The 8,566-nt window shown below is 66.4% G+C and carries 7 protein-coding genes and 1 pseudogene; 1 reads left to right on the forward strand and 7 read right to left on the reverse strand.

Annotated elements, in window-relative coordinates:
* Nucleotides 1-71: 71 nt before the first annotated feature.
* From K5Q19_RS15115 to K5Q19_RS15130, 4 genes are all read right to left on the reverse strand, one after another.
* Nucleotides 72-1,094, reverse strand: a complete 1,023-nt coding sequence (locus K5Q19_RS15115) for a LacI family DNA-binding transcriptional regulator (protein ID WP_292946814.1) — start codon at nucleotides 1,092-1,094, stop codon at nucleotides 72-74.
* Nucleotides 1,095-1,165: 71 nt separating this feature from the next.
* Nucleotides 1,166-2,122 (reverse strand): fumarylacetoacetate hydrolase family protein, encoded by a 957-nt coding sequence (locus K5Q19_RS15120; protein WP_292946817.1) that lies wholly within the window; start codon nucleotides 2,120-2,122, stop codon nucleotides 1,166-1,168.
* Nucleotides 2,119-2,688, reverse strand: a complete 570-nt coding sequence (locus K5Q19_RS15125) for a cupin domain-containing protein (RefSeq protein WP_292946820.1) — start codon at nucleotides 2,686-2,688, stop codon at nucleotides 2,119-2,121. Before K5Q19_RS15125 ends, K5Q19_RS15120 begins: the two co-directional genes overlap by 4 nt.
* Before the next feature lie 85 nt (nucleotides 2,689-2,773).
* Nucleotides 2,774-4,249 (reverse strand): MFS transporter, encoded by a 1,476-nt coding sequence (locus K5Q19_RS15130; RefSeq protein ID WP_292946823.1) that lies wholly within the window; start codon nucleotides 4,247-4,249, stop codon nucleotides 2,774-2,776.
* A gap of 180 nt (nucleotides 4,250-4,429) precedes the next feature.
* Here K5Q19_RS15130 and K5Q19_RS15135 point away from each other — a divergent pair, with 180 nt between their 5' ends.
* Nucleotides 4,430-5,656, forward strand: a complete 1,227-nt coding sequence (locus tag K5Q19_RS15135) for an MFS transporter (protein WP_292946826.1) — start codon at nucleotides 4,430-4,432, stop codon at nucleotides 5,654-5,656.
* A 3-nt stretch (nucleotides 5,657-5,659) separates the two neighbouring features.
* Here the strand turns inward: K5Q19_RS15135 and K5Q19_RS15140 are convergent, their stop codons facing one another.
* The 3 genes and pseudogenes from K5Q19_RS15140 to K5Q19_RS15150 all read right to left on the reverse strand — a co-directional run.
* The gene (locus K5Q19_RS15140; RefSeq protein WP_292946829.1) at nucleotides 5,660-6,682 is read right to left on the reverse strand and encodes an aromatic ring-hydroxylating dioxygenase subunit alpha; all 1,023 of its coding nucleotides are present in this window, start codon (nucleotides 6,680-6,682) and stop codon (nucleotides 5,660-5,662) included.
* Nucleotides 6,679-8,370, reverse strand: a complete 1,692-nt coding sequence (locus K5Q19_RS15145) for a GMC family oxidoreductase (protein ID WP_292946832.1) — start codon at nucleotides 8,368-8,370, stop codon at nucleotides 6,679-6,681. Before K5Q19_RS15145 ends, K5Q19_RS15140 begins: the two co-directional genes overlap by 4 nt.
* A pseudogene (locus tag K5Q19_RS15150) lies at nucleotides 8,370-8,566 on the reverse strand (gluconate 2-dehydrogenase subunit 3 family protein); the annotation flags it as partial. The pseudogene K5Q19_RS15150 and the gene K5Q19_RS15145, both read right to left, overlap by 1 nt.

An 8,566-nucleotide genomic window follows, 5' to 3' on the forward strand; every position in this document is an offset into this window, starting at 1 on the left:
CAGCCAGCAGGTTGAATCAGAAACAGCGACGCTTGGGAATCCCTCGCGATTCAATCAATCTGAAAACGAGTCTAGCCCGCGCGCGGCGGTGCGGTGCTGCGGCGGATGAGGAGTTCGTGGGCGAGGTGGATGTCGCCGCCCTCGGGCTCGCCCTTCAGCACGTGGAGCAGCATGTCCATCGCGCGGTAGGCCATGTCTTCGACCGGCTGGCGGATCGTGGTGAGCGGCGGCCAGACCACGCGGGAGATATCGGAATCGTCGAAGCCGACGACCGAGAGATCCTCCGGCACGCTCAGCCCGCATTCGCGCGCGGCCGTGATGGCGGCCGCGCCCATGTCGTCGTTCTGGGCGAGGATCGCGGTGGGCGGCGGATCAAGCGCGAGCAGGCGGCGCGCGGCGGCGAGGCCCGAATCGAAGGTGAACAAGCCGGATTCGATCAACTCGGGCTTCAGGGTGATGCCTGCCATGGCGAGCGCCTGCATCGTGCCGACCAGCCGCGCATCGGAGGCGGCGTGGCTGGGGTCGCCCTTGATCACGCCGATGCGCTTGTGGCCAAGCGCCACGAGGTGTTCCGCCGCTTCCTGCGCGGCGGCGACATCATCCATCGCGACCGAGGGACCATTGCCGAGCAGCCGGGTGGGCGATATGCGCGCAAAGGGCATGCCCACTTCGCGCAGTTCGGCCATCAGGCCCGCGTGGTCCGAAGCGGGCGGGGCGAGCAGCACGGCATCGAGCGCGGCCGAGCGCAGCAGCGCGATGATCTCTTCCTCGCGATCCGTGACGGATTCGACCGGCAGCACGACAAGGCGGAAGCGTTCGCCGTGTAGCCGCTCGAGCGCGCCTTTCTGCAGTTCGACGACGTAGCTGGGGCTCGGCTTTTCGTAGACGAGACCGATGAGGTAGGAGCGGCTGCGCACCAGCCCCTGCGCCGAAACATTGGGGTGATAGCGCAGCGCCCGCATCGCCTCGCGCACGCGGGTTTTCACCGCTTCGGTGACATGCGGCTCGTTGTTGACGACGCGGCTGACGGTCTTGGCCGAAACTTCAGCCATGCGCGCGACATCGACAATGGTGGCCCGTTTGGGTTTGGTCATGGGTATCGGGCCGCCTCGCCCTGCGATCTGGGAACGTTCTTCCGATCCTACACCGGGGCGGCCCGAAAATGCTAGGCCTTCACGACTTCCTGATCGATCTGGCCAAACGGAGCGCGGCCCGCGGCATCCACCGCCGTCATCCGCACGGTATCGCCGAAGGCCATGAACGGGGTCTGCGGCGCGCCTTGCGCGATGATCTCGATCGCGCGGATTTCCGAGATGCAGCTGGAGCCGACTTCGGCGTAATTGGCGTTCGAAACAGTGCCCGAGCCGATCACCGTTCCGGCGACAAGATCGCGGGTGAGTGCGGCATGGGCGACAAGCTCGTGGAACCCGAAGGCCATCGCGGCGCCATTCGCGCGGCCGACTTCGCGGCCATTCCAGTCGATGATGAGATCGAGTCCGACGCGGCCATCCTGCCACGCCTCGCCCAGTTCATCGGGCGTGACGGCGAACGGTGCCATCGAGCAGGCCGGCTTGGCCTGAACCCAGCCGAAGCCGGTCTTCATTTCGATGGGGGCGATGGCGCGCAGCGACCAATCGTTGATCTGCACGATGAGGCGGATGTGCCCAAGCGCCTCAGCCGCGCTGGTGCCCATCGGCACGCCATCGACCACCACGCCGAACTCGCCTTCGAAATCGATGCCGTGCTCCATGGCGGGGAAGGGGACGGGATCGGCAGGGCCATAGAACCGGTCGGACAGGCCCTGATACATGAGCGGGCGGTCCCCTTCGTGGGGATCGTGCTTGAAGGCGACGGCCATCAGATCGCCGTGGGTGGTGAAGGCCGAACCATCGAGCCACTGCCAGGTGCGGGGCAAGGGCGCAGCGAAATCCACGTCGTCGGTGGATTCGCCTTCGCCGGCCTCGAGGCGGGCCTGTGCGGCCGCGAGCATTGCCTCGGTGGCGGGCCAGTCCGCCATGGCAGTGAGCAGGTTGCCGCCGACGCGCAGCGCGCGGGTGCCATCGGCAGAAACGAGCGCCAGCGCGCCGTCGGGCGTGCCGTCGCGCAGGGTGGCGAGCCTCATGCCTTGAGGTCCGGCGCGAATTCGCCGTCGATCAGCACGAAAACGATGCGGCAGTTCCTGTCAGAGCGGTTGGCCCAGCCATGGTTGGTGCCGCGCTGGATCACGATGTCGCCGGGATAGACCGTGGTTTCGCCCTCATCCATGATCAGCACGAGCTCGCCTTCGATGACGATGCCGTAGTCGATGGTTTCTGTGCGGTGCATCAGCGCGTGGCGGGCGCCTTCCTTGGCAGCGTTGGAGGCGTGGCCGGCGCCGATCTCGGCGAAATGCGCGGCGGCTTCCTCGGGGGTCATGTTGCGGATGTCGTCGCCTTCGGGCGGAATGTCGAGCACGCGGATGCGGGTGCCGTTCTTCGGCGGGGCGAGGATCACTCCGGCCTCGGGGAGTTCGCCGGAGGCGGCGTCGATGAAGGCGGGTGTACCTTGCGTGTTCCAGACTTCATGGAACATCGGTCCGATCGCGCCGCCGACTTGCTGGACGCGGGGTGTGGCCCCGTCTTCCTGAATGATCGCGCGGCCCTGCGCATCGTGGCCGGTGACGATGCGGCGCACAGGTTTGACGTCCATATAATCTCCCGCGATGGTTATCTATCTGATTGGCAGATAGGTTTAATTCTATTCCAATTGATAATGGCGATGAACCGGCTGGAGGTCAATCCGCCGATGGTTTGCGCTCGGTGCCAAACAGCGTGGATGGCAGCCGCGAAACGGCCAGCACGGCGATAGAGAGCAGCGCCGCGATCATCTGCGCGCCGGGGACCAGACCGGCAAGGCGGGCAGCGGCATCGTTGCCAGCCACGGCGAAGTAGGCCGAGCCGACCAGCGCAATGCCGAGCGCGCCGCCGAGCTGCTGCGCGGTGCGCATCGTGGCGCTGGCGGTGCCGGCGTGGGTGCGCGGAACTTCGGAGACGACAATGGGGCCAAGCGGGCCGGACAGCGTGCCGAAGCCGATCCCGGCCAGCGCGAGTGTGGCGACCAGCAGCGGCCCGCCCGCGACCGAGGCGCGGATCAGCGCGAGGGTGCTGACGATGCCGGCCGCCATCAGCACGCCGCCTGCCATCGGCAGCAGGCGTCCGAGCCGGGGCAGCAGGCGCGGGACGATGAGGCCGACCGCGACCATGACGCCGAGGCCGAAGGGGATGTGGATCAGCGCGGTCTTGAGCGGGGTGAGTGCAAGGCCCTGCTGCAGGGCGACGGCAAAGATCATCAGGAAGCCCACCGAGCCGCTGTTGAAGGCCATTGCGGCCAGGATGCCCCAGCGGAAGGTGGGCAGCGCAAAGAGCGAAGGTTCGATCATCGCCGGAAGCCCGGCAGCGCGGCGCGTTCTCGCGCGGTGCCAGCCCAGCCCTACAGCGGCGATCCCGCCGAAGAGGATCGGGCCTGCCTGGGTTAAGGTCATATCCTCATGCGACTGGATGAGCGCGAGGAGGATCATGCCGAAGCCCGCTGCAAACAGCGCGGCGCCCGCGAGATCGATGGCGAGGCCGTGGTGCTCCTCGCCGGTGCGCGGGAGCGTGACGCGGCCCATGGCGAGCGCGAAAAGGCCGACGGGGAGGTTGATCAGGAAGATCAGCCGCCAGCCGAGGCCGAACAGGTCAAGCTCGATCAGGAAGCCGCCGAGGATCGGGCCGATGATCGCGGCAAGGCCGATGATCATGCCGAAGAAGGCGAGGCGCTTCACGCGTTCGAGCGGGGTGTAGAGCAATTGGACGATGGCCATGGTCTGCGGCCCCATCATCGCGCCCGCCGCGCCTTGCAGCACACGGGCGAGGACGAGAATGCCCGGCGTCGGGGCGAGGCCGCAGAGTGCCGAGGCGGCGACGAAGCCCGCGACACCGCCGAGGAACAGGCGGCGGTGGCCGAAGGCATCGCCCAGCCGCCCGCCCAGCAGCAGCAGCGAGCCGAGCGTGAGCAGGTAGCCCGCGACGATCCACTGCATCGCGGCGGGGGATGCGCCAAGGCCATCGCGGATGGTGGGGAGTGCGGTATTGACGATGGTAGTGTCCGCCACCTCGAGCACGACAGCGGTGAGCACGGTGAAAAAGGCGAGCGCGCGCTGGCGATCGTCGAGTTCGTGCGGCAGTTTGCTGCCCGTGGTGGCGGCAGGGGCTGCCGGCTGTGCTGTCATGTCTGTCCCGATGTCTCGCCCGCCCGTTCGAGCGGTCATTCCTGCCGAACGAGAGCGGCCGGTCAAATTAAAATCATGCTTCTATTATGATGACATGTCGCCTATGGTCAAGCGCAGGACGCAGGGTATCACGGGAATGACAGCCCGCCCGGCGCAAAGAAGCTGTTTGGGGAGAATACCTTGGCAAGCACACCCATGGCCGGGCGCAAGGCTGGGCAACAAGCAGGTCTGGCACAGGGGCTGACGGTCATCATCGCGGGTTTCCTGCCGATACTGGCGATTGTCACGATGTTTCCGGCGATCCCCGCGATCATCGGGCACTTCGCACCGAGCGATCCGACCGCGCCCATGAAAGTCCCCTCGATGGTGACGGCGCCGGGCCTGACGATTGCGGTGGTGGCGCTGTTTGCCGGCCTGATGGTCGACCGCTTCGGACGGCGCACCTTGCTGCTGGTTTCGACCTTCTTCTACGGCCTGATCGGCGCAGCGCCGTTCTTCCTCGACAACCTCGACACGATCTATGGCTCGCGCCTGCTGCTGGGCCTGTGCGAGGCGGTGATCCTCACCACCGTCAACACGCTGATCGCCGATTACTGGCCCGACGAGGGCCGCCGCAAGTGGCTGGCGCTGCAGGGGCTGGTGGGGCCCGCGCTTTCCTCGGTGATGATCTTCTTTGCCGGCACGATGACGGCGTGGCGCTGGAACGGCATCTTTCTCCTCTATCTCCTCGCCATCCCGATCTGGGCAGCAATGGTGCGCTGGATGTTCGAGCCTTCGAGCGAACAGGCCGTGCGCATGATGCTCGGCATGGACGAGAAGGACACCGCGGGCTTCCCGTGGCGCGCGATGCTCGGGATCGCGGGGCTGACGCTGTTCTCCTCGGCGATCTACTATGTCTTCATCGTCAATGGCGCGACTGTGTGGCAGGAACTCGGCGTCACCGATCCGCAAAGCATTGGCCAGATCACAGCGTTGCCGACGCTGTTCATTCTGGCCGGGGCGATGCTGTTCTGGCTGCTCGGCGCGCGCGGGGTCGGCTCGCCGGTGCTGATCGCGATTTTCCTTGGCTTCCTTGGTGCGGGGCTCGCGGTGATGGGGCTCGCGCATGACTGGAAGGGCATGATCCTCGGCATGGCGCTGCAGCAGACCGGCGCGGGCATGGCGATCCCGACGCTGATCGCCTGGGCGCAGAGCCAACTGCCGTTTCAGCATCGCGGGCGCGGCATGGGCATCTGGACGGCGACATTCTTCTTTGGTCAGTTCTCCTCGCCGCTGCTGGTTTCGCTGCTGCGCGGGGTAACGGGCACGATGCAGGGCGCGTTCCTCGTCGCAGGGATCGTCAGCGCCGTGGGTGCGGTGCTGCTTCTTGTGCTGCTGTCGCGTTCGGGGAAGAACGCGGCGGCCTGAACGTCAGGTCGTGGCAGCTTCCGCCGCTGCCTCCTCAGCCTTTCGCAACTGCATCAGCGCACGCCGGGCGCGGATGGCGCCGGCGTCGGTCTTGAGGATCGCGGGGCGCGCGTCCCAGAAGTCCTGCGTACCGAGCGCGCGCTGGGCGGCCTCGATCATCGGCTCGTCCTCGTCGACAAAGACCTGCCGCGCCATGGCTGCGGCCTGTTCGTTGTCCTCGTGATCGTAGAAGTAATGCGAGGACGTCGCGGTTTCCGGCGTGATGATGTGCGGGTTGACCATCGGCGGGACGATGAGGTCCGCGCGCTGCGTGCCGGCCTTGGCGAGGCCGACAGTGAGCGCCATCGAAGCCGGGGCGTGCCAGCGCATGTAAAGCCACTGGTCGATCTTCGCGCCGGGCTCCAGCATCGGCTTCGACCACTCAGGGGCCTCGGCGTCCGTCATGTCCCAATTGTTCCAGATCGCGCCATCGTGGTCCTGCCGCACGGTCTGCGTGCCTTGGAAGATCGAACCGTTGACGCCGAAGGTCTCGATATGGAGGAACTCGGCGTGGGTCAGGTCCATCAGGTTGTCGGTGATGAGCTCGTAATTGCCTTCGATGCGCAGGACGCCGCGATGCATGCCGCGCTCCTCGTCGAGGAAGCTGAAGTCCGGGATCTTCGCCGGGTCCGCCTGTGCCGGATCGCCGGGCCAGAACCACAGGCCGCGGTGTTTTTCCACGATGGGCATGGCAGGCGCGCTGACATGCGCGGGCGGGCCATCGGGGAAGGGCGAGTGGACGCAGGCGCCGCTGCCGTCGAAGCCGAGGCCGTGGTAGCGGCACTGCACCATATCGCGCACGCGCTTGCCCATCGAGAGCGGCACGAAGCGGTGCGGGCAGCGGTCGGCGATCATCGCGTAAGTGCCGCCCGCCTTGCGCCAGATCAGCCACGGCTTGCCGAGCAGAGTGCGGCTCAGCATTGCCTCGCCGACGATCTCGTCGGCCCATGCGGCCATGTACCAGACATTGCGCACGTATTCGGTCATATCGCACTCGACTTGAGCAGGGAGACGGCATGCGCGGCGGCGCGCGCCGTCAGCGCCATGTAGGTGAGCGAGGGGTTCTGGCAGGCGGACGAGGCCATCTGCGCGCCGTCCGTCACGAAGAGATTGGCGACGTCGTGCGCCTGGCTCCATTTGTTGAGCACTGACGTCGCCGGATCATTGCCCATGCGCGCGCCGCCCATTTCGTGGATGGCGGTGCCGCCGGGGCCGGGGCGATCGAAGCCGAACATCACGTGGCCGCCGGCCTTGGTCAGCATTTCGGTCGCGTCCGCCTTGGCCTGCGCAAGCGCGGCGTTTTCCTCCGCGCCGAAGGCGAAATCGATGCGCAGCTGGGGGATGCCATTGCTGTCGGTCTTCGTGCGGTCGAGCGTCAGGCGGTTGGTGGCGCGTGGAATGCAATCGGCAAACGCGACGAGGACCATGCGCCATGGGCCGGGCTTTTGGAGGCTGTTCTTGTAGTTCTTGCCAATGCCCGCAGCGCGCTTGCCTGCGGTCCATGTCGATTGCAGCGCGCCGCCCTGGAATGAGAAGCCGCGCGTGTGGCCGGTGCCGTCCATCATCTCCATGTTGCGATAGCGCGGGATGACGACGCCGGTCGGGCGGTTGCCGAAAGTGGTCCACGCCTCGAAGCCGGGCATGATCGCGGCGGCGGAGAGCGTGTTGGCGTGGTCCATGATGTGGGTGCCGAGGACGCCGCTGCTGTTCGCAAGTCCACCCGGCATGGCCTCGCTGGCGGAATTCAGGAGCAGGTGGACCGAATTGAACGCGCCTGCGTTGAGGAACACCATGCGCGCGGTGGCCGATGCACGGGCCTTGGTCTTGCTGTCGATCCAGCGCACGCCCGTCACGCGGCGGGTCCTGGGATCGTAGTCGATGTGCTCGACTGCGGCGTCGGTGATCAGCGTAAGGTTGCCGGTCGCCTGTGCGGCGGGCAGCGTGCTCGACTGGGTGGAGAAATAGGCGCCATAAGAGCAGCCTCGCGCGCAGATCGAGCGGCTTTGGCACAGGCCGCGACCTTCCTTTTCTGCGGTGAGGTTGGCCGTGCGGCCGATGGTGAGGCGGCGTTCGGGCCATGCGGCCATGATCCGCTCGCGCGCGGCCTGTTCCACCACGTTGAGCGCGAAAGGCGGCTGGAACTTCCCATCGGGGAGCTGGGGCAGGCCTTCCGCCGCGCCGGAGACGCCGATAAACGCCTCCACCTTGTCGTACCACGGGGCGAGATCGGCGTAGCGGATCGGCCAGTCGGTGCCGTGGCCATCGCGCTTGTTGGCGCCGAAATCGTAGTCCGACCAGCGGTAGCACTGCCGCCCCCAGGTGAGCGAGCGGCCGCCGAGCTGATAGCTGCGAAACCACGTGAAATTGGTCTCCGCGCCGGTCTGGTAGGGGTTCTGCGCGTCGTTGACGAAGTGGTTCTGCGTGAACTCGGTGAAGTGGCGATTGAGCCGCTGCACCGCGTATTCGCGCTCGTAGAGATCGGCATCACCTTCGCCCCGGAACGGCATGTCCCACGGGGCCTTCACTTCGGTCTCATAGTCCACCTGATGCTCGATCTTGCGGCCGCGCTCGAGGAGAAGGACCTTGAGGCCCGCTTCGGTGAGTTCCTTGGCTGCCCAGCCGCCGGTGATGCCGGAGCCGACGACGATCGCGTCAAAGTGAAGAGTCTCGTTCATCAGCCGAAGTCCACCGCTGTCCAGTCGCTGGAATAGGCGCGCGTTGCTGGCGTGACGGGCACCTTGGGATCGAACCGGCTGGGGACCAGTTCGTAGTTGAGTTCCTTCGATCCGCCGATCTTGTCAACACCGGGATAAAAACGGGCCAGGCACCGGTTTAAAAAGGGGCCAGTTGGGTTGAATAAAAAGCCCCATG

The organism is Novosphingobium sp., from assembly GCF_019748365.1.
Classification (GTDB): domain Bacteria; phylum Pseudomonadota; class Alphaproteobacteria; order Sphingomonadales; family Sphingomonadaceae; genus Novosphingobium.

Coding starts and splice junctions, on each gene's coding strand:
- K5Q19_RS15115 (WP_292946814.1), bottom strand. CDS start 1,094: ATGACCAAACCCAAACGGGCCACCATTGTCGATGTCGCGCGCATGGCT.
- K5Q19_RS15120 (WP_292946817.1), bottom strand. CDS start 2,122: ATGAGGCTCGCCACCCTGCGCGACGGCACGCCCGACGGCGCGCTGGCG.
- K5Q19_RS15125 (WP_292946820.1), bottom strand. CDS start 2,688: ATGGACGTCAAACCTGTGCGCCGCATCGTCACCGGCCACGATGCGCAG.
- K5Q19_RS15130 (WP_292946823.1), bottom strand. CDS start 4,249: ATGACAGCACAGCCGGCAGCCCCTGCCGCCACCACGGGCAGCAAACTG.
- K5Q19_RS15140 (WP_292946829.1), bottom strand. CDS start 6,682: ATGACCGAATACGTGCGCAATGTCTGGTACATGGCCGCATGGGCCGAC.
- K5Q19_RS15145 (WP_292946832.1), bottom strand. CDS start 8,370: ATGAACGAGACTCTTCACTTTGACGCGATCGTCGTCGGCTCCGGCATC.